This window comes from Moritella sp. 28 (assembly GCF_018219435.1).
Classification (GTDB): domain Bacteria; phylum Pseudomonadota; class Gammaproteobacteria; order Enterobacterales; family Moritellaceae; genus Moritella.
Map to the genome: position 1 here is coordinate 1273141 of NZ_CP056121.1, position 21776 is coordinate 1294916.

A 21776-nucleotide genomic window follows, 5' to 3' on the forward strand; every position below is an offset into this window, starting at 1 on the left:
AATCACTTAAATTCGTTCATCCTCCCCCATAAACTGCGAACTCTATCACGGCTACTCGCACGCCAGCCTAGAAATAGATGCGTCTACGCCTAAACCACTCCTCCTTTAATTTATCAATGCAGGAGGATGTTGCTGTTTACGCATTAAGGCAAGATTCATCTCATTGAAAATTTATTTAGTTTTAACTTTGAACCTGTAGCATTAGCATTAGGATGTAAGATGAAATCGACAGTAAACAAAAGCTTTGATAAAACAGCATTCCAAGCCGCCGTTAATAAATACCTAACGACAAAATTAGTGACATTACCAGCGCAAGCGAGTGCACATACGTGGCGCTTAGCGATGGAGTATGCGCTAGCTGAAACAACGACGATGAATTTGCTTGCGACAGAACAAGATACCAAGATAAAAAATGCCCGCAGCGTTAATTATCTCTCATTAGAGTTCCTTATTGGCCGCCTTACTGGTAATAACCTTATTAGCATGGGTTTGTATGAACAAGTCACAGTAGCAATGGCTGAGTTTGGTCAAAACCTCACTGATTTATTAGAAGAAGAGCGTGATCCAGCATTAGGTAATGGTGGTTTAGGTCGTCTGGCTGCTTGTTTTATGGATTCACTGGCAGCGGAAGAATATCCTGCGGTAGGTTATGGCTTACATTATGAATATGGCTTATTTAAGCAAAGTTTTAATGATGGTCGTCAACAAGAAGCACCGGATGAATGGCGTGATGAAACAGGTTACCCTTGGGAAGTTATTCGCCCTGAACTGGCGCAAAACGTCGGGTTTTATGGTCATGTAGAAGAGTATTTAGATCGTGATGGTATCAGTCAACGTCGTTGGGTTCCGGGTTTACAAGTAGAAGGCATGGCGTGGGATTTACCGATTGTTGGTTACAATAATAATTCTGTTTATCCACTGCGTTTATGGGAATGTCGTGCACCAGCGCCGTTTAATTTGAACCGCTTCGATGAAGGTAATTATGTTGCAGCACAAGCAAGCCATATTCAGGCAGGCAATCTCACCAAAGTGCTATACCCAAATGATAATCATGACAAAGGTAAAGAACTACGCTTGATGCAGCAGTACTTCCACTGTGCTTGTTCTGTGGCTGATATTTTACGTCGTCATAAAGCCGCGGGTCATTCGATTATGGATTTAGCTAAGCTAGAGTCTATTCAACTTAATGATACCCACCCAACGATTGCCATTCCTGAGTTATTACGCATCTTACTTGATGAACATAAACTAAGTTGGGATGACGCATGGGCGATTAGCTCAAAAACATTTGCTTATACCAACCATACCTTATTACCTGAAGCACTAGAAACCTGGGGTGAGAACTTAATGATGACGTTGTTACCACGTCATATGGAGATCATTTTTGATATTAACTTACGTCTGATGGGGGCTGTTGCAGATAAATGGCCGGGTGATGTGGATAAGTTACGTAAGCTTTCAATTATTCAAGAAGGTGGTGAACGTCGTGTTCGTATGGCTAATTTATGTGTAGCAAGTACGTATGCCGTTAACGGTGTCGCAGCTATGCACTCAGAGTTAGTGAAGCGTGATTTATTCCCCGAGTTTAATGAGTTGTTCCCGGGACGGTTACATAACGTGACTAATGGTGTAACGCCACGTCGTTGGTTGAAGTTCTGTAATCCACTACTGTCCGATCTAATTAGCAGCAAAATTGGTTCGGGTTGGATCAAAAATCTAGAGCAGCTAAAACAGTTAGAATCATTTGCGGATGATCGTGAATTCCAAACTGACTTTATGCGCGTTAAAAAAGCCAATAAACAACGTCTAGCAGATTGGGTTGCTGAACATATGGATATAACCCTTAATCCTGATGCCATCTTTGATGTACAGATAAAACGTCTGCATGAATATAAACGCCAGCACCTTAATTTACTGCATATCTTATCTTTGTATCATCGTTTAATTAACGATGCCACTTTCACTATGCAACCAAGAGTGTTCATTTTTGCTTCAAAAGCGGCACCAGGATATGAGTTAGCTAAAGAAATTATCTTTGCGATTAATAAGGTCGCAGAAAAGATTAACAATGACCCGCGAATTGGTGGTACCTTAAAAGTAGTATTTTTGCCAGACTATCGAGTCAGCTTAGCTGAAATTATTATCCCGGCAGCGGATGTATCTGAGCAGATCTCAACGGCGGGTAAAGAAGCCTCGGGTACCGGCAATATGAAGATGGCACTGAATGGTGCGTTGACGATCGGGACGATGGATGGTGCCAATGTTGAGATCCGTGAAGAAGTGGGCGATGACAACATCTTTATCTTTGGTCTTAACGTTGATGAAGTGAAAACACTACAGTCTCAAGGTTATAACCCTTACGATTATTATGACGCTGATCACTTATTACGTGCTTCGCTGGATCTGCTGGCGGGTGATGAATTTACGCCAGGTCAATCTGGACTACTGAATGCCACACGTCATAGCCTGTTAGAAGGCGGAGACCCATATCTAGTATTGGCGGACTTCGCTGATTATGAGCAGGCACAAGCACGTATTGATAAGCAATATTGTGACCCACAGGGCTGGGCAAAAATGGCAATTTTAAATACAGCACGTAATGGTAAGTTTAGCTCTGATCGTAGTATTCGTGATTATGCTAACAACATTTGGCAATTAAACGCGGTTAGTCGTTAAGTATTCATGGAGGATAAAATGGAACAAAGTAATGTGCTGAAAAAAGTTGCCGAACAAGCAGGTATCGCAGATAGCTATACCAATGCTTGGGGTAACAATGAAGTCGTCTCCGATGACACGCTAACACGTTTATTAGCTGCGCTAGGCTACGATACTAAATCGGAACAAACACTACTCGCGTCAGCTGATAAAAAGCACCAAACACCAATTTTAGCGGCTGTAAAAGTAGTTAAAGATGGTGACCCTATTCATATTGATTTGAATTTGGGTCAAAGCGCGCGAGTTAGTGATTTTAGCTGGCAGCTTGAAACGGAACAAGGTGAGGTTGTTGAAGGTTATCTGCAATCGCAAATTGTTGCCGATACCCGTGACGAAGGCGGGGTACTTACCTTTTCGTTACCCAATGATCTTGCTTTGGGCTATCACAAATTACAGGTATTACGCCGTCGTCGTAAATCGGCTTACGAAATGACGCTGATCATTGCGCCCAAAGCGTGTTACAAACAACCCTCGATTGAACAAGGCTGTAAGTCTTGGGGCCCAAGTGTGCAGCTGTATACTTTGAAAACCGATCATAACTGGGGTATCGGTGATTTTGGTGACCTGAAACAGTTGGTGGCTGATATTGCCGCGCGTGGTGGTGATTTTGTTGGTTTAAATCCTATTCATTCTTTATTCCCAGCTAATCCCGAAGGCGCGAGTCCATACAGCCCGTCATCACGTCGCTGGTTAAACCTGTTATACATAGATGTGACTGCAGTGCCTGAATTTGCATTGTGTTCAGCTGCCCAACAACGTGTTGGTAGTAGTGAGTTCCAGCAAGATTTACATGCTGTTCGTGCCACTGAGTGGGTTGACTATAGTGAAGTTTCACGTTTAAAAATGAGCGTGTTACCGCTGTTATTTAGCGAGTTCCAACAACGTCATTTGGCGACGAATAGCACTCGAGCACAAAATTTCTTAGCATTCGTGGCGAAAGGTGGGAATAGCTTATTACATCAAGCAAGCTTCGATGCCCTACATCAACAGCTACATGATAAAGATGAAAGTGTGTGGGGCTGGCAAGTATTCCCTGCTGAATTACGTGATATTAATAGCGATGCAGTACAAATATTTATTAAGCAAAACCAGTCCGCTATCCAACGTTATATGTACTTGCAATGGGTTGCGGATGAGCAGATAGCTGATGTACAAAAATTCGCATTAGAACAAGGCATGAACATGGGTCTTTACCGTGATCTTGCGGTTGGGGTCGCTGATAGTGGTGCTGAAGTTTGGGCTGATGAAGGTACTTTGTGTCAAGATGTTAGCATTGGCGCGCCACCTGACGTATTAGGGCCTTTAGGGCAGAACTGGGGCTTGCCGCCGCTCAATCCAGCGCAATTAAAAGCCACGGGTTATGATGCCTTTATTCAATTATTACGTGCCAACATGCAGCATTGTGGTGCTTTGCGGATAGATCATGTATTAGGGCTGCTACGTCTGTGGTGGATCCCCAAAGGTGAAAGTTCTACATCTGGCGCTTACATGTATTATCCGGTTCAGGATATGCTGTCTATTTTGGCGTTAGAAAGCCATCGTCATCAGTGTGCTGTGATTGGTGAAGATCTTGGCACTGTGCCTGATGAGATCGTGAGCTTGTTAAGTGACGCGGGAATTCATTCTTATAAAGTCTTCTTTTTTGAAACCGCAGAAGATGGTGGCTATTTTTCACCGGCCCATTACCAACCGCAATCAATGGCAACACTGTGTACCCATGACATGCCGACACTACGTGGCTTCTGGCATTGTGAAGATCTTAAATTAGGTCAAACCATAGGGCTGTATCCAGATCAAGCACAGCTGGACGGTTTGTTTGATGATCGCTGCAAATCGAAACAAGAAATACTCAATAGTGTGTCGTGGCACGGTAATCTGGCGGAGTCTGTGGGACGCAATGCAAATTATGTTCCTATGGACCAAGCACTGAGTAACAGCTTACAATTACATTTAGCAGCAGGTTCAAGCAGTTTGTTAAGTTTACAGCTTGAAGATTGGCTAGCCATGGATAAGCCTGTTAACGTACCGGGAACGGTAGATGAATACCCGAACTGGCGTCGTAAACTATCAGTAACATTGGATGACATGTTTAGCTGCCCTAATGTTAATTATTTAGCTACAGAGTTGACTGCCGCACGTGCAAAAGCCAGTGATGAAGCAGAACATCGCGAAGCAGTGAACAGCTAATCGTAGTAGAAAGGAAGTTTTAATGCAGTTGGTTGCAAATGTGGCAGTGATCCACAACCTTGAAGCATATTCTGGCTTGATGCCAAGTATGGAAACATTACATACCCCAAAACTAATGCACAAAGAGATGGGGGCGCAGTGTGTCAGTTTTATGCTCGACGGTCAGCGCGTATCGGGTGTGCGTTTTTTAGTGTTTGCGCCGCATGCCAGTAAAGTCAGTGTAATTGGTGATTTTAATGATTGGAATACTAACGACCATGCCTTGCGTCAATTGGACGCAGGGCTATGGGGTGTATTCATTGCTAACTTAAACATTGGTGAGCGCTATAAGTTTGCCATTGTGGATAGTAATGGTAAGAGCTTGCCATATAAAGCCGATCCATGGGGGGCACATGCAGAGCAGTACCCTTCATTTGCATCCTTGGTGTATCAGCAAGATAGTTATCAATGGCAGGATGATACATGGCAACAACGTGCAGTCACCGAAAAGCACAAACAAGCATTATCATTTTATGAACTCCATGTAGGCTCTTGGCTGCGAGATACAAACGATGAATTTTTAAATTATCGCCAATTAGCGGAAAAACTGATTCCGTATCTGCAAAAAATGCATTATACCCATGTTGAATTGATGCCAATCTCTGAGCATCCGTTCTATGGTTCTTGGGGTTATCAGCCGATTGGACTATTCGCCCCGACTAGTCGTTTTGGTCACCCTGATGATTTTAAGTTTTTCGTTGATCAGTGCCATCAAGCGGGACTTGGCGTTATCATCGATTGGGTGCCTGCGCATTTTCCTGAAGATGATCACGGTTTAGCGCAGTTTGATGGCACGGCATTATTTAATGATCCTGATCCGAAACGTGGTTGGCACCAAGATTGGCACAGCTATATTTATGACTGTGGTAAAGATCATGTACAGCGATTTTTAGTGTCGAATAGCTTGTATTGGTTAGAGCAATTCCATGTGGATGGTATCCGCGTTGATGCTGTCGCGTCGATGCTGTATCTGGATTATTCGCGTAATGATGGCGAGTGGATCCCTAACTGCGATGGCGGCAATCATAACTACGATACCATCAAGGTATTAAAGTGGATGAATGAAGAGATTTATAACCATTTTCCTAATGCCATGACGATTGCAGAAGAGTCGACGGCATACCCTGGGGTATCGAAACCGACTTTTTTAGGTGGTTTAGGGTTTGGTTTTAAATGGAACATGGGCTGGATGCACGATAGCTTAAACTACATGCAGGAAGAGTCAATTAACCGTAAATACCATCACGATACTATCACGTTCCCGTTAGTTTATGCATTTAGTGAAAATTATGTATTAGCCTTATCCCACGATGAAGTTGTTTACGGTAAAGGTTCTTTATTGGGTAAAATGCCCGGTGATGAATGGCAAAAATTCGCTAATTTACGTGCTTATACGGGTTATATGTATGGTCAACCGGGTAAAAAACTTAACTTCATGGGAGCTGAAATAGCGCAATCACGAGAGTGGAACCATGATGGACAACTGGATTGGGGGTTGCTACAACATGCCAACAATGCGGGGGTGCAACAATTGACTGCAGATTTGAACCTGTTGTATCAGGCGGAAGTTGCACTGTATCAACTTGATTGCGACCCTGCGGGTTTTGAATGGCGTTTACAAGATAATAAAGGCGAAAGTGTGTTAGCACATGAACGTATTAGTGAGAGTGGCGAACGTATCTTGGTGATCAGTAACTTTACGCCAATACCAAGAGATAATTTCCGTCTCGGTGTACCGAATACAGGTCGTTATGAACTGTTATTAAATACAGATGCTGAATGCTACGCTGGCAGTAATTATCCGCTGGTAAGCAGTGCTGAGAGTGAAAAAGTACAGAGTCAGGGACTTCGCGAGTCTGTGCGGTTAACATTACCACCACTGTCAACGGTATTTTATCGTTGGGTACCTGCTAGCTAAAATAGCAGAAAATTGAATAGTAATCGATGTAATTGAAAGGCAAGGGGAGCAGTCTTCTTGCCTTGCTCGTCTTCTTACTAATGAAAATGCCGTTGAAGGTTGTAGGGTTAAATGATGTCCTACAAAACGGTTAAGGAAAATATTTTCTAGCGTACTCAGCTGACTTCGCAAGTATAAATAATGATGGAACGATGATCACAAAACCTAAAGTAAATATCAAATTTTGATTTTCTAATAACTCATATGCTGAATAAAAAACAACACACGCTAGTAGGGCAATATGCACCTTATGGAGTTTTGGGTTACTTATCGAAAATTTACAGTATTTTCTAATCATAATGTCCATCTTGTGCTATTTAATACGTTCGTATGGCGATTATTATACATATAATTTTATATGCTTAAACACATGTTTACCTTCGGACATTAAAATATGTATTTTGGAGTAGCAATTCACTCATTCTATGAGTATGGCGACTTAGTCACATTGTGTGTGAACGTTAATCCTCATTATTCTATTCAATATTGGTATTTATATCCTCTAGTATTCACTGTTTTGTGACACAGGGCGTCACGTTTATCTGACTTGATTTATACTTAGCTATATTTAAAATATTTTTAAATAAAACCATGTACTTTCAATACCTATTAGTTAATATTGTTTAAACACAAGGAGAGGTTAATGAAAAATATAAATGGAAAATTAAGTTTGATTATGTGCGCTATGGTCGCATCTGTGCAACCTGCTCTTGCTGAAAAGGCGGGAACGACTTATCTAAATCCCGCAGTCGGTTATCATATGTTTGGTTCAAAACTAGGCGTTGAAGACGGCGCTGCATTGGTTATTGGTGGAGAATACGTTATTAGCCCGAAGTTTGGTGCAGAAGTCAGTTACCTCTATGGTAACTCTGATATTGACGGATCTTCTGGCGATGTAGATAACGCACAATATACGCTTGATGGGCTTTACTACACACCTGAAATAGGGAATTGGCAACCATTTATCAATGCAGGTGTTGGCCATGGTACATTTGATTTAGGAGCCTATGACACCAAAGAAACACAACTTAATGTCGGTGTTGGTAGTCGTTATCACTTTAATGATAAATGGTCTGCACGATTACAAGCCAAAATGATTAACAGTTTGGACGATGAACGTTGGGATTCATTAATTACTGTCGGTGTGAGTTATGCATTTGGTCGTAAGAGTAAAGCACCTGCTGCTGTTGTGGTATTGCTGGATGGTGATGGCGATGCAATCCTTGATAAGAATGATCAATGTTTAAATACGCCAAGTGGTGTTTATGTTGATGATAGCGGTTGTGCTCTCGATCGTGATAGCGATGGGATCCCTGATTACCTCGATCACTGTCCTGATAGTGTGTCGACTGATTCTATTGACGACAATGGCTGTGTTATTGTAATAGAACAACCCGCATCGATGAAACTCAAAGTTAATTTTGCCAATAACTCGGCAGTTATTCCTGAGTCCGCAAAAAGTGAAATTAGAGATGTTGCCGACTTGATGACGCAGTTTTTAAATGCTGAAGTAGTGATAGAAGGGCATTCAGATAGCAGTGGGAAAGCAGCTTATAATAAAGCCTTGTCACAACGTCGTGCCGATGCAGTACGTGATATCCTGATTAATGAGTATGGAATTGATACTTCACGGGTATCTGCGGTAGGTTATGGGCAAGAACAACCGGTTGCCAGTAATAGTACGAACGAAGGGCGCTTAGAAAATCGACGTGTAATGGCTGAAATTAGCTATAAATAAAGCGCATTAATAATAGAGACTATGCTTAGTTCGAGCTAAAGATACAGAGCTAAAATTAGAAGCCAGCGAAAGCTGGCTTTTTAATATCGTATTATCAATAAATACTCGTTTTTTTTATGTTTAAAACACTGTAACCATAACATTTTAATGATAATTTCTGCTGTAAAATACCCACTGAACTATATTAATAAGACTTATATTAATAAGAACTATTTTTCAAATGGATTTGGGGGTGTAAGGTGATAAATAAAAAAAGATTTTTAATCATTGATGACTCTATCACTATTATCTCTTTAATGCGTTGGATGCTCAATAGTGCTGGTGTTTCGAATGACTTTATTAATAGTACTACTGACAGTTTAAAAGCCATTCGTTTGTTATCTCAACATCAGTATGATGTGGTTCTTTGTGATTACAATATGAATCATCATATCGATGGTGGGCTTATTTTCGACGAGGTTAAACAGCGAAAATTAATTTCATCTAATACCGTGTTCATTTGTGTTACTGGTGATAGTTCACTTTCTGTGGTTACACATTTTATTGAATTAGAACCCGACGATTATTTGCTTAAGCCTTTATGCCCACAAGAATTTATTCATCGTATTGAAGGCGTATTAGTACGTAAAGCCGTGATAGCCCCGTTATTATCGGCCATGGATAATCAAGATTATCAATTAGCACTGGAGTTATGTGATAACTATCGCATCAATAACATACAATATGTTAATTATATAGATCGTATCTATGGTGATTGTTTATTACGTTTAAGACGGCATGATGAAGCCTTAGCATTTTATCAAAAATACTGTGAAGAAACGGACGCCATCTGGTCTGAAATAGGTTTAGGTCAAACTTATCAATCGCTAGGTGATTTGGATAAAGCTGAGAATGTGTTCAAGGCAATATTAACCAAGCACCCCTGTCAACCTGTTGCCCGTCAAAGCCTTGCTAATTGCATGATGGTTAGGGGTCAATTACCGGATGCCATTCGTGAATTTAATATTGCGCATAAAGTGAATCCTGCAAATCCACATCGTGAACTCATACTTGCTAATTTGTATACTGCGCTGCAGCTACATGATAAAGCTGCAGCTGGTTTTCAGCGTTTTATTACTAAGGTTAAAGGTACTAGTCGTTATAGCTACGGCGTTGCGATGAATACTTATGTGTCACTTTTACTCGCAAGTTTATATACTGAATCGACCCAAGAACACGATGAATTATTGAGTCAAGCGCAGTATAAAATTCATGAGTATAGTGCGAAATCTGAAGGTGACAGCATCGCTGAGTTTAATTTGTTAATTGGGCTGGGTATCCTTGCTTACATCAATGGTGATATTAAAAACGCTTTGATTGTGGTGCATAAATTAAGTGTATCTGATAAATCTACAGTGGATTTTTATACTGAATTGAACATTACAAGGTTATATGGCTTGTGTGGTATTCCGGACTTGTATGATGCCTCGATGTTACGTGCGCAGGCATTGTGTAAAAACACCAATGAAGATGTATTAATGTTAAGTCAAATTAAGATGCTCGATGGTGCCAAACACGAAATCCAGCAACGTCTACAAGAAGGTAAAATTCTGACCGAAAAAGCACAAGCACAACGTCAAAAAAATGCGGCTAATCAAGCGATCAGCTATGCTTATAAAGCTTTTCACCGCGTCCCGTTTAATTATAAGAATTGCCGTTTGATTATTGAATTAACGGCATTGGCAACACCCTCTGAATCTCAATCAGAAACCAGTATTCATGAACGTGAAAGTATTCTTAAATCTTGCGGCTGGATCTACGAAAATGATAACCGTCCCACAGCAGAAGAAAAACGTCGTACACATGAACTGTTTCATTTAGCCATCGATAAGCTGAGCCTTAGCGTGTAACGTTATCAATAATGTCGGGGGGGTATTTATGCTAATGTACTTAAATATTGGGTTAATTCATCAAGCAGTATTATCTACAACATTAAGGGGTTGTCATCCTTTAACTTGCTCGTATGTAGTTATTATGCATTTCGATGATTTTGCCGCCAGTTGGCGCCGCTATTATATCGGCTAGAGTGTATTTGTTCATCTCGCAATAGAACGCGTTGAGTCCGAGGCCTAGTATATTTTTCAGTTGACAACCGTTGCGCAGGGCACAGACATTAGCTTCGCAATCGATTAGCATTGTGCAGTTCTCTAGTTCGCGAAGGGCTTCTCCGATGCTGAGGTCCGCTGGTTTAATTGACAATCTCAGACCGCCGTGAGGGCCTCGTAGGGTTTCGACCCAACCAAGATGGCTGAGCTTGTTTGCCACTTTGATAAGGTGATTGCGTGGTACATTGAACTGCTCGGCAATTTCAATTATTTTTATAGGTTCCTTCCTGTCCCCTTTAGCTAAGTACATTAGGATTCTAAGACCAAAGTCTGTGAAATTTGTTAGCTGCATGCTCATACCAGTTTATTTATTTATTATGACTCTGTAATGATAATAAAGATGTATTCATAATACAATATTTCATCGCCATCGTAAGTGATGTAGCTTCTTTCTCTACTCCTTTTTCATACTAAATTAGTGACCTATTACTTAGCTGTTACCCTTCTGTTGTTTAAGCGATTCCTAAAATAAACATGCTTGTATTTTATTTATAAAATAGAGTTGAACATCACAAATAAAAGGTGTATTTTAAATGCAACAATAAAGGTGCATTTAAAATGCACAAATAAAACTAAAGAGAGTTCTAGCCATGTCTGATTTTGAAATAAAGCATAAAACTGCCTCCAAATTCTATGAGCATATTGCGTATAAAATTACGCAGATCCTTAAGTTTCTTTTAAATATTTTTTATGGAAAAAAATACGCAAAACGAGCTGTAATTTTGGAAACTATTGCAGCTGTTCCCGGTATGGTCGCTGGTATGTTTAATCATCTAAAAGCTTTACGCCGGATGAAAGATGATGAGGGGTGGATTCAGGAACTACTAAATGAAGCTGAGAATGAGAGAATGCACCTAATGATATTTATTGATATTGCCAAACCAAGCTGGATTGAGCGAGCATTAGTGTTAATTGGCCAAGCTGTATTTATTGTGGTGTATAGCTTGATTTATGTGTTGTCTTCTAAGGTCGCGCATCGAGTTGTGGGTTACTTCGAAGAAGAAGCATGTAAAAGTTACACCGAATACCTTAATAAAATTGATGCTGGTGAAGTCGAAAACGTAGCTGCACCACAAATTGGCATTAACTATTATCAATTACCTTCAGATGCCATGCTACGAGATGTTATTGTTAAAATACGTAATGATGAAGCCAAACATCGTGATCGTAATCATTTATTTGCTGATTCGTATGAAAATAATGATTTACCAGCGCACCAGCAATGATCTTTCTGAGTAAAACGTGAAAAATAGTGAAGGGTAAATTAAGCGAATAGACTTTGCGTTACTTTCCTTCGTGATAATCGGTCGTCAGTAATATGGCGACCTATCCAAAAATAGACAGTAAATGTATTCTATCAATCACAACATTCAGGTAAATCACGCCAAGAAAAGTAGCCTTTAAACTTTTTAAATTAGACTTCAGTATATTTATACATCATCTTGGTTTTGGGTAATTAACACTCACGTACTCTGGTTCTTCGATGCCAGCTTCTTGATTAAGTACACGGGTCAGAGCAAAGTAATAATTAGCTAAAGCATTGGCAAATCGAGGCAGGGTATCTGGAATTTTCTTGCCTGTTTTGTCTACTAAGACTAGCTGGCGAACCACCTTTTTACTTAAGCTTCGGCATTGGTGCAATTGGATCACAGGGCCTGTGCCTCTTGGTAATACGAAGCGTTTGGCATCATCAGTGACTTGGGCTTTAAAGTGATAAAGATCGGTTAAAAGCGCTTGTATGTCTTCTTCAAATATCCCACATTTACCTCGTATAGAGCCATTTAGATTGAAAATTTTGGGCTGTAAACGTTCCAGTGATTCACGTACTTCTGTGTTGGTGACTTGCGATAATGCTAATCCGGTATAAGTGCATAACTCATCGGTTAAGATCTCAAAGTCACATAACGGACTGTCTTCAAAAATGAATGGGTAGCAAAGTTCACCTACATTGCCAGATGCTTTTAATGTCATGACGTTATCGCTTAATCAAAATTTAGAATACGCTACCATATCATGTAATAGCCAAGTACAATACGCGCCATCTTCGGAATACGGTGAAAATCCGTAACGGGCGCGCCACTGTGTTGTGTCACTCGCATTATAGACGTGCAAGTACACAGAGTCAGATACGAAGAGCACGATTTACATGAGGTGAACCGTTTAAATTTGTACGCGATTTACAGGAGTTACCATGCCTTGGCCTCGATTCAAGCCTATTTTTTATATGTTCGTTTTGCTCGTTACCTTTCCTTCTTTAGCTGATACTACCTATCCATTAACACTGATGGATGGATTGGGTAATCCCATTGTCATCGAGAAACCACCACAACGGATTTCATCAAAAACATTATTTACCGACGCGGTGTTATTAGACCTAATTGATGAATCGGCATTGTCGAGCTTGACCGATCTGGCGAACAACCCAAACTACTCGTTAATCATCGACCGTTTACCTAAGAATGTGCCGTTAATGGGATTGAATATTGAAATGATTATCGCTAATCGTCCCGATATTGTATTCGCCGCTAATTGGAGTGATGCGTCTAAGCTCAGTATGTTAGAAAGAGCAGGAATTACTGTTTTCCGTCTACAAGCACCTAAAAATATCCAAGAGATTGAGAAAGAAATTTTACGGGTTGGGAAGATAGTTAATCGCAATAAAGCCGCGAAGCAGATTGTTGCCACTATGCGTTTACGTTTAAAAGCAGACATTATTCCTGTAGAGCATAAATTCACTGGTATGGATTACAACCCATGGGGAACGTCCAGTGGCCAAAACTCTTCATGGAATGGTTTGCTAGAACAAGCGCATGTGGAGAATATTATTAAAGATTACGTGACGGATAAATATGGCCAAGTTCCTGTTTCTAAAGAAATGATTATTTTGCTAAACCCAGATGTATTGTTTATACCTGAATGGGTATATGGCAATGAAAATACCGCCGAGCAATTTAAACTACAGGTGTTATCTGATCCTTCATTACAATCCGTGAAGGCGATTAAATATAACCGTGTTTATCAAGTGCCGCATGCGTTGCGAGGTGTATACAGTCAGTACATTGTGGATGCGATCCGTTTTATTAATCATTCCGTATATAAGAAGTAACCATGCCATCTTATCGACTTACGTCAGTGCAAATACTGTTTTCTGTGTTGTTATTCTGTGGCTTTTTTTTGTTGTATCTCAGCTTCGGCGCTATTTATATTCCTATTGTCGATATTTTGGCGTTGTTTAAAGCGTATCTTGTGGGTGGCAGTGAACTCGCGCTGAAAGAACAACCTTTAGCCTCTGCTGTGGTTATACATATCCGTCTACCACGTGCTTGCACAGCTATTTTAGCGGGTGGCGCGTTGGCGTTGGCTGGGGCGTGTACACAAGGCCTATTCAAAAATCCATTAGCCAGTCCAGATGTATTGGGAGTTAGTGCCGGTAGTAGTTTTGGTGCTGTGGTGGCTATTGTGACGGGCTATTCATTTATGGGGCCTATATGGTTACCTATTTTTACGACTGTGGGCGCATTGGCAGCAGCAGCGGTAATTTATACGTTAGCATCGCGTCATGCTTCAACACAGATCTTGTTTTTGATTTTAACCGGTTTAGCATTATCAAGTTTATTGGGCGGTGCCAGAATGGGATTACTTCTTATGGCGCAGCAATATGAAATGAGCCAATTTGTATTTTGGGCGATGGGGGGGTTAGATGGTAGTTCTTGGCCGCAGTTAATTTGGCCCGCGCCGATTATCGTGATTGTATCGATTTTGTTGTTAAGGGAAAGTCGGGCATTAAATCTACTCGCATTAGGCGAAGAAAGCGCCCATGGTATGGGATTAAACATTAAGCAGACACGCTTTAAATTATTGATGTTTGCCACCTTATTAACGGCTATGTCGATTGCCGTCGCTGGACCTATTGGTTTTATTGGTTTGATGGTGCCACATTTAGTACGTTTGATTGTCGGGCCTAGGCATGAAAAATTATTACCTTTCTCTGTGGTGTTCGGTGTTATTTTTTTGCTCGTTTGCGATCTTATTGGGCGGTGGATTATTGCCCCTAACGAATTGAAAGTCGGGATCATTACTTCTTTTATTGGTGGTTGTTATTTTATTGGTTTAATCATTCGCTTTCAGCGTAAAGGAAGTTTTGTATGAGCGTTGCATTATTGACAGTTTCGCAACTGAGTTATAAGGCGGGAGCAAAAAATTTATTAACTGATATTTCATTGTCTATACAGCCGGGAGAGCTGGTGGGGATTATCGGTCCCAATGGCGCGGGTAAAAGTACCTTGATGAAATGTTTAAGTGGCTTCCAAGGCTATAGCAGTGGTGAGGTGTTAATAAAAGGGCAGTCATTAACCAAGTTATCTGATATAGACCGCGCACGTGATTTAAGTTATTTACCACAATACAATGATGCCGCATTTCCTTTTAGTGTGATGGAAACCGTGGGATTTGGCTTTCATGTCAAGCAACAAACACAAGTCATGTCTGCTCAAACAATTACTGAGCAAACTATTGACGCGTTAACCTTAGTTGGCATTTCGCATTTAAAAGACCGCACTATCACTGCATTATCTGGGGGAGAAAAACAGTTAGTACACTTCTCGCGTTTATTAGTGCAAGGCGCGCCGTTAATGTTACTTGATGAACCAACCGCCAGTCTAGATATTGGTCATGAATCACAGCTAATGAATGTGCTGTATCAAGCATGTCAGCAAGGTAAATCGGCATTGGTTGCGATCCATAACTTAAATACCGCGGCAGAGTTTTGTGACCGCCTCATTTTAGTGGACCAAGGACAGATAATTGCGGAAGGGAAACCTAATGATGTTTTGACAAAAGAGAACATCCATCGTTTGTATCACGATCTCGTTATGGTATCTCAGCATACTGAAACAGGAAACACCATCGTCTCACCGTATAAAAAGTAATGTGATCTTAGAGTCAAATTGATAAGAATATTTGATTTTATTGCTTTGAATATGTGAGGCAAGGCTTTTATTCTTGTTTGTTTTATATATAATAACGAAAATGTCCTTGTAGCTCAGCTGGATAGAGCAAGCGCCTCCTAAGCGCTAGGTCGGAAGTTCGAATCTTCTCTGGGACACCAATTTCAAACGAATAGCACTTATGCATATAGGACCCATACGCACAAATGCACGTATGGTTCGCTTCAGTTCTTAATCGTCATTATCAGCGGTGACAACTTAATTATTATATTTTAACTATCACATCTTCCATCGCTAAACGTGATTTTGGTGGGGCAATATTGTAATCATTTTCAGCATCTCGATAACCAATCGCCAGTGCCACATCACTAACGTAACCATCTAGTTCTACAGCAAACTCTTTACTGATTAATTCGCTATCAATTCCTTCCATTGGCGTTGAATCAATATTTAGGCGTGCTAGCGTATGCATTGTATTACCTAACGCAAGATAGGTTTGTGCTTTAGTCCATGCTGCTGTGTCGCCACTTTCATCTGTATTTAGCTCAACAAAAGCAAATGCGCCAAATGCACTTTCTTTGTCTTCTGGTTTAGTGCGTTTATCTGCAATACCTTTATCGATCACGGCTTCATAGTTTGCACGGGTATACGCTGGGTTGTGGGCAAAAACTATAATGTGCGATGCACTAAAAACATGTGGTTGGTTAAACTGAAATTTATTGGCAAAGGTATTATGCATGCGTTGTTTTGCTTCATCGCTTTCTATTACAATAAACTTCCAAGGTTGAGAGTTAATTGATGATGCAGATAAACGCATTGCTTCCATAATCACGGCGAGTTGGTCTTGCGATATTTTTTTTGATGAATCAAATTTTTTGGTTGTGTAACGATTGCTAAGATCTTTGATAATTTGGTGAGTCATGGATAAACCTTATTGATAAATGGGCACTGTTGATTTGTACTTACTAATAGCGTAAGTCTGAACATTGATGAATGTATGTTGCTTATGCGATTTTCGTTATTTCATTTAATGTGAAACTTGCGACAGCCCCTTCGGTTGTTTGCACATACATTTTTAAATGTGGGCTATTGAGGTGTTTTTGCAATAATTCATGACTCGCCCAATTCTCAACGAAAGTAAATAGCGCTGGGTTGTTATTGTCTTGATGCAAGTCGTATTGGATGCAGCCTTCTTCAAGTCGTGTCGGCTCAATCAATTTTAATAGCTCTGTTTTTACGAACTTAATTTTATCTGCTTTAGCTTCGATGTTTGCAACAATAGTGAGTGTACTTGTCATATTTTCGTTACCTTTCATTGGCCGTGCACTGAGTGAGGACATTATCTCTGATTATTGCTATTCTAAAAAGACGGTAATATAACTTATAGTTTCAAAAAATATTTGATAATGAACATTCAAGACCTCATTCTTTTTGTGCGTACGGCGCAAACATGCAATATCACCGCATCAGCACTGCAGTTAGAGATGACACCTGCAGCGGCGAGTGCTGCGTTAAAACGCTTAGAGAAGCAACTCGGCGTTCAACTTTTTATTCGCTCGACACGTAAGTTACGTATCACTGCCGAAGGTGAACGCTATTTAGTACATTGCACTGAGGCTTTAGGGGCATTAGAGAAAGGTAAAGCCTCATTAAATGAAATGCAGGGTAAAATTGCCGGTGAAATACGTTTATCCGCGTCATCTGATCTAGGGCGTAATATTGTTTTACCTTGGATCGATGAAGTGATGGACGCTTATCCCGAACTATCTATTCAGTTCAATGTTGGCGATAACCTGGCTGACTTTTATCATGACAAAGTTGATATGGCACTGCGTTATGGCGAGCCCGAGGATTCCTCGTTGGTGGCCTTTCTGATTGCGAAAATAGATCGCGTCGTCTGTGCATCACCTGCCTATTTAGCGCAATATGGTGAACCTAATCATCCTAACGAATTATCACAACATAACTGCTTGCTCTATCGTTTTGGTGAGCGTGTTTATGATACTTGGCCATTTGTTGATAGTACTGGAAACAGTACTGGAAAAAATAGCGATAAATACAAGGTGAAAGTGACCGGTAACCGATTAAGTAACGATGCTGATGTCGTCCATCGTTGGGTTGTCGCGGGCAAGGGGATTACGATGAAGTCGCGGTTAGATATGGCGGCCGACTTACGTTCGGGTCATGTTGTTGAACTATTGAGTGATTTTAATTCGCCACCTATTAATTTATGGCTAATTTGTCCTAACCGTACACAAGTCACCCCTGCGATGTTGATGTTGCGCGATCTGTTACGCAATAAGTGTGAGGCTGAATTAAGTTAGCTCTGTTTGGTGCTACATCTCGCTAGTTAGGTATGCTAAAGTGATTTCATCTATATTTTGTTAATCAAGCTGTATAACAAGGACTTTTATGACTATTGGTGTTGGTGGTTCAACTGCGGAATTAGAATTAGCTAAACTGGCTGATATGACTGCAGACGTTAAAGCGATCTCGTTACAAGAATTTAATGAACGTATTGAAAGCGCACAAGCAATCATGCAGCGTGAAGGCATAAAAGCTGTATATCTAAATGCGGGTACAAACTTATATTACTTCACTGGTATGCGTTGGGGCGTTGGTGAGCGTATGGTTGGTGCAATTTTACCGGCACAAGGTGAGTTACAGTTTATCGCGCCACGCTTTGAGCAAGATACCATTAATGAATTTATGCAGGTACAAGGCCCACTGCATTGCTGGCATGAACATGAAAGTCCAGCACAATTATTTGGTGAAATCCTAGCTAAACTTGATATTACTGACGGCATTGTTGGTATTGATGAAGCGACCGCTTTCTTTATGTTTAACAATATTCGTCATACGTACCCGCAGTTTGAATATATTGATGCGAAGGTTGTGACAGCTGGTTGCCGTCAGCAAAAATCAGATACCGAGATTGCTTTATTACAACGTGCTAAAGACATGACGTTAGAAGTACATAAAGCGGCGGCCCGTATTTTACGTTTAGATATTTGTACGACGGAAGTGGAAGAATTCATTCATCAAGCACATAAAGTGGTTGGTGCGCCAAAAGGTTCTTATTTCTGTATCGTATTATTTGGTAAAGCCAGCTCGTTCCCGCACGGTGTTAAAGATGCACAATTCTTGAAACAAGATGATGTGGTATTGATTGATACTGGTTGCCAGTTACACGGTTATAATTCTGACATCACCCGTACTTATGTATTTGGTGAAGCAAGTGACGAAGTACGCGCAGCTTGGTTGAGTGAAAAGAATGCACAACAAGCCGCGTTTGATGCAGCGCAGATTAATGTTGCTTGTCAGGATGTCGATGCCGCCGCTCGTGTTTCGCTGGAAGCAGATGGCTTTGGACCGGGTTATGATTTACCGGGGCTACCGCACCGTACTGGTCACGGTATTGGTTTAGATATTCATGAATGGCCATATTTAGTGGGTAACGACACCACGCCATTGGCGAAAGGTATGTGTTTCAGCAATGAACCTATGTTAGTGATCCCGGGTAAGTTTGGTATTCGTTTGGAAGATCATTTTTATATGACTAATGCGGGACCTGAATGGTTTACACAACCATCACATTCGATTGATGACCCATTTGGTTATGAAGTGTAATTTGTTATACCTATGATTCATAGACTTGCTCATTGATGAGTGAGTCTAGTATGTTTTTTTAAGCCACATCAATGCTAATGAACCTCGCTCTATTTTTCTAAAGATAGTACGGGATAGTTAGGTTATCTTCTCGCCTTATCTTCATTTTAAACCTATCGTGACACACTGTCACTAAAATAATTTTGAGAAAGAAGTTTTAATGAGCAGTATCATAAAAATACGAGTACTCAGTTTGAGGTATCGATAAGGTGGGTAATAATGCCAATTCATAAAAATAATAAAATAATAAAATAATAAATAAAACAATGAATTGGGAAAAATACAATCATGAAAAAACAACATTTTATCTTGTTAGGATTAACACCACTCGTATTTTCAGTGCAGAGTGCCACGTTGGTCAACGTTAACGACGTTAACATTACTTCACTATTAAATCCCTCTACTGCTAGAGGATCAATCCCCGAGTACAGCTTTACCGAACAAAACCACGCCCAACTACAAGGAAAAGAATGGGTTCGCCATCAACAGCGTTACCGTGGTATTCCTGTATATGGACAATCCGTCGTATCATTGAAAGATCAAAATGGTGTGGTTCAACCTATTGCGGGTAAAGTGGTGCAAGGTATTGGTCAAGACATATCTTCAATGTTACCGTTCATCAACAAAGAACAAGCGATTACTCTTGCCAAAGCATCACAGCAAGCTGTTCAAAGCGCAACTATGCCAGCACGTACTGATGCAGAGTCTGCGGACCTAATGATTGTCATGGATGATCAAAATACTGCAAAATTGGTCTATCGCGTGTCTTATGTGACAGTGGAAGGCATCAAGCCGTCAAGGCCAATTACCTTTGTAGACGCTAAAGATGGTCGAATTTTAGACCGTTGGGACGGTATTGCGTTTAGGCAAGCAGAGGGGCCTGGAGGTAACCAAAAAAGTGGCCGTTATTATTTTGGTAATAACACTAAATTTGGCAGCTTTGAAGTCAATGACTCCTGCCAGATGGACAGCCCTAATGTTGTCACGTACGACATGAATAGTAGTCAGTGGGGTGGGCGTATTCACCAATTTACCTGTCCGGTAAACACCACTCGTTCAGCCAATGGTGCCTATGCGCCAATGAATGATGCACAATACTTTGGTCAACGTGTGTTTGATATGTACCGCGAGTGGATAAATAGCCGTCCGATTCGTCAAAAGCTCACTATGCGTGTTCACTATGGTAATAATTATGGCAACGCTTTTTGGGACGGTCAGCAAATGACCTTTGGTGATGGTGGTTCGTATATGTACCCACTAGCGACATGGGATGTGATCGCCCACGAAGTCAGTCATGGTTATACCGAACAAAACTCTAATTTAGAGTATCGTGGCATGTCTGGTGGGATGAACGAATCCTTTTCTGATGTCGCAGCTGCAGCTTTGAGCTATTTCATCCACGGTTCTTTCAACTGGAAAATGGGCGAGCACGTAATGAAGCATTCAGAAGCGATGCGCTTCTTCATTAATCCTTCAGATGATGGTGCGTCTATTGGTCACATCAGCCAGTATTATAATGGCATTGATGTTCACAACAGCTCGGGCATCTTTAACAAAGCATTTTACCATCTAGCTACCAGCCAAGAGTGGGATATCAAGAAAGCTTTCTTAGTCTATGCAACAGCCAATAAATTGTTTTGGCAGCCGCGCTCTACCTTTCAACAAGGTGCTGACGGTGTTTGCCAGGCTGCTGCGCAACTAGGTTATGAAACCCAATCTGTTATGAATGCATTCCAACAAGTTGGTATCACGGTACAAGAGTGTGGAGGGTCTTTACCAACACCGGATCCAACACCAAACCCACCGACACCAAGTGATGAAACTGCCTTGGTACTAAATCAGCAGATCAGGATTCAAGGACGTTACGGTGAAAATTTACGATACGTATTGAACAATGCGCCATCACAGGGCTATGTCAATATTGAGACGATGGGTGGGCAAGGTGATATCGATGTTTTTATTGCCATTGATCGCCAACCTACGCAGAACGACTACGATTGTGCCTCTCAAAATGAGGGTAACTTTGAAAGCTGCCTGTTCTTGGATTTCCCAGCCAGTCGCTATCATGTGTTGATCGTGAGTAAGTCGGATTTTTCTGATGTCGGCTTGATGATTTCAGGGGATTACCAGCAGCAACCTCCAACGCCACAACCAGAAGACCACTGTGCTTATGTACCTGAATGGAGCCCGTATTATACTTATTATTACGGTGAGATTGTACAGTCTAATGGTTATATGTTCACCGCTATTCAAGCATCAACTACCATGGACCCTTTCTATTACCCTAGCGTATGGCAGTATCTTCAACCTTGCCAGTAGAAGCACGTTTGGTTGAGTGATAGCTAAAAACACGGTAATGAATGTCATTAAGATAATATGAA

The 21776-nt window shown here is 40.9% G+C and carries 16 protein-coding genes, 1 tRNA gene and 1 riboswitch; of the genes, 13 read left to right on the top strand and 4 right to left on the bottom strand.

What is annotated here, in order from left to right:
* The first annotated feature begins 219 nt into the window (after positions 1-219).
* The 5 genes from HWV02_RS05820 (at position 220) to HWV02_RS05840 (ending at position 10525) form a co-directional block, all read left to right on the top strand.
* Complete coding sequence (locus HWV02_RS05820; RefSeq protein WP_211689926.1) at positions 220-2676, top strand: glycogen/starch/alpha-glucan phosphorylase; 2457 nt, start codon at positions 220-222, stop codon at positions 2674-2676.
* 18 nt (positions 2677-2694) lie between these two features.
* A complete protein-coding gene (gene malQ / locus HWV02_RS05825) occupies positions 2695-4902 on the top strand; it encodes a 4-alpha-glucanotransferase (RefSeq protein WP_211689927.1) in 2208 nt (735 codons plus the stop codon).
* A gap of 22 nt (positions 4903-4924) precedes the next feature.
* Entirely contained in the window at positions 4925-6859 is a 1935-nt protein-coding gene (glgB, locus tag HWV02_RS05830; protein WP_211689928.1) for a 1,4-alpha-glucan branching protein GlgB, read from the top strand.
* Between the two features lie 682 nt (positions 6860-7541).
* A complete protein-coding gene (locus HWV02_RS05835) occupies positions 7542-8636 on the top strand; it encodes an OmpA family protein (protein WP_211689929.1) in 1095 nt (364 codons plus the stop codon).
* Between the two features lie 239 nt (positions 8637-8875).
* On the top strand, positions 8876-10525 hold the full coding sequence (locus tag HWV02_RS05840) for a response regulator (protein WP_255550603.1): 1650 nt from the start codon (positions 8876-8878) through the stop codon (positions 10523-10525).
* Positions 10526-10625: 100 nt separating this feature from the next.
* Here the strand turns inward: HWV02_RS05840 and HWV02_RS05845 are convergent, their stop codons facing one another.
* On the bottom strand, positions 10626-11072 hold the full coding sequence (locus HWV02_RS05845) for an Rrf2 family transcriptional regulator (protein ID WP_211689930.1): 447 nt from the start codon (positions 11070-11072) through the stop codon (positions 10626-10628).
* A 298-nt stretch (positions 11073-11370) separates the two neighbouring features.
* On the opposite strand from HWV02_RS05845, the gene HWV02_RS05850 reads away from it, so the two are divergent.
* Complete coding sequence (locus tag HWV02_RS05850) at positions 11371-12006, top strand: alternative oxidase (RefSeq protein WP_211678910.1); 636 nt, start codon at positions 11371-11373, stop codon at positions 12004-12006.
* A gap of 211 nt (positions 12007-12217) precedes the next feature.
* Here HWV02_RS05850 and HWV02_RS05855 read toward each other — a convergent pair whose 3' ends face one another.
* Positions 12218-12751, bottom strand: a complete 534-nt coding sequence (locus HWV02_RS05855) for a cobalamin adenosyltransferase (protein ID WP_067040562.1) — start codon at positions 12749-12751, stop codon at positions 12218-12220.
* A gap of 75 nt (positions 12752-12826) precedes the next feature.
* A riboswitch (cobalamin riboswitch) is annotated at positions 12827-12910 on the top strand.
* Positions 12911-12971: 61 nt separating this feature from the next.
* Here HWV02_RS05855 and HWV02_RS05860 point away from each other — a divergent pair.
* From HWV02_RS05860 to HWV02_RS05875, 4 genes are all read left to right on the top strand, one after another.
* Positions 12972-13886: an ABC transporter substrate-binding protein gene (locus tag HWV02_RS05860; protein ID WP_211689931.1), complete on the top strand. Its 915-nt coding sequence runs from the start codon at positions 12972-12974 to the stop codon at positions 13884-13886.
* Positions 13887-13888: 2 nt separating this feature from the next.
* A complete protein-coding gene (locus HWV02_RS05865) occupies positions 13889-14929 on the top strand; it encodes an iron ABC transporter permease (RefSeq protein ID WP_211689932.1) in 1041 nt (346 codons plus the stop codon).
* Positions 14926-15708, top strand: coding sequence for an ABC transporter ATP-binding protein (locus HWV02_RS05870; protein WP_211689933.1), 783 nt, complete (start codon positions 14926-14928; stop codon positions 15706-15708). Before HWV02_RS05865 ends, HWV02_RS05870 begins: the two co-directional genes overlap by 4 nt.
* A gap of 102 nt (positions 15709-15810) precedes the next feature.
* Positions 15811-15887 (top strand) — tRNA-Arg (locus HWV02_RS05875).
* A 104-nt stretch (positions 15888-15991) separates the two neighbouring features.
* Here HWV02_RS05875 and HWV02_RS05880 read toward each other — a convergent pair.
* The gene (locus tag HWV02_RS05880; protein WP_211674517.1) at positions 15992-16648 is read right to left on the bottom strand and encodes a nitroreductase family protein; all 657 of its coding nucleotides are present in this window, start codon (positions 16646-16648) and stop codon (positions 15992-15994) included.
* Positions 16649-16730: 82 nt separating this feature from the next.
* A complete protein-coding gene (locus HWV02_RS05885; protein ID WP_211678914.1) occupies positions 16731-17024 on the bottom strand; it encodes a putative quinol monooxygenase in 294 nt (97 codons plus the stop codon).
* A 108-nt stretch (positions 17025-17132) separates the two neighbouring features.
* Between HWV02_RS05885 and HWV02_RS05890 the strand changes: the two genes are divergently transcribed.
* The 3 genes from HWV02_RS05890 to HWV02_RS05900 all read left to right on the top strand — a co-directional run bounded on the left by HWV02_RS05890 (position 17133) and on the right by HWV02_RS05900 (position 21714).
* A complete protein-coding gene (locus tag HWV02_RS05890) occupies positions 17133-18050 on the top strand; it encodes a LysR family transcriptional regulator (RefSeq protein WP_211689934.1) in 918 nt (305 codons plus the stop codon).
* An 88-nt stretch (positions 18051-18138) separates the two neighbouring features.
* Positions 18139-19356 carry a Xaa-Pro peptidase family protein gene (locus tag HWV02_RS05895; protein ID WP_211689935.1) on the top strand — a complete coding sequence of 406 codons (1218 nt, stop codon included), beginning with the start codon at positions 18139-18141 and terminating at the stop codon, positions 19354-19356.
* A gap of 327 nt (positions 19357-19683) precedes the next feature.
* The gene (locus HWV02_RS05900) at positions 19684-21714 is read left to right on the top strand and encodes a M4 family metallopeptidase (RefSeq protein WP_211689936.1); all 2031 of its coding nucleotides are present in this window, start codon (positions 19684-19686) and stop codon (positions 21712-21714) included.
* The last annotated feature ends 62 nt before the right edge of the window (positions 21715-21776 follow it).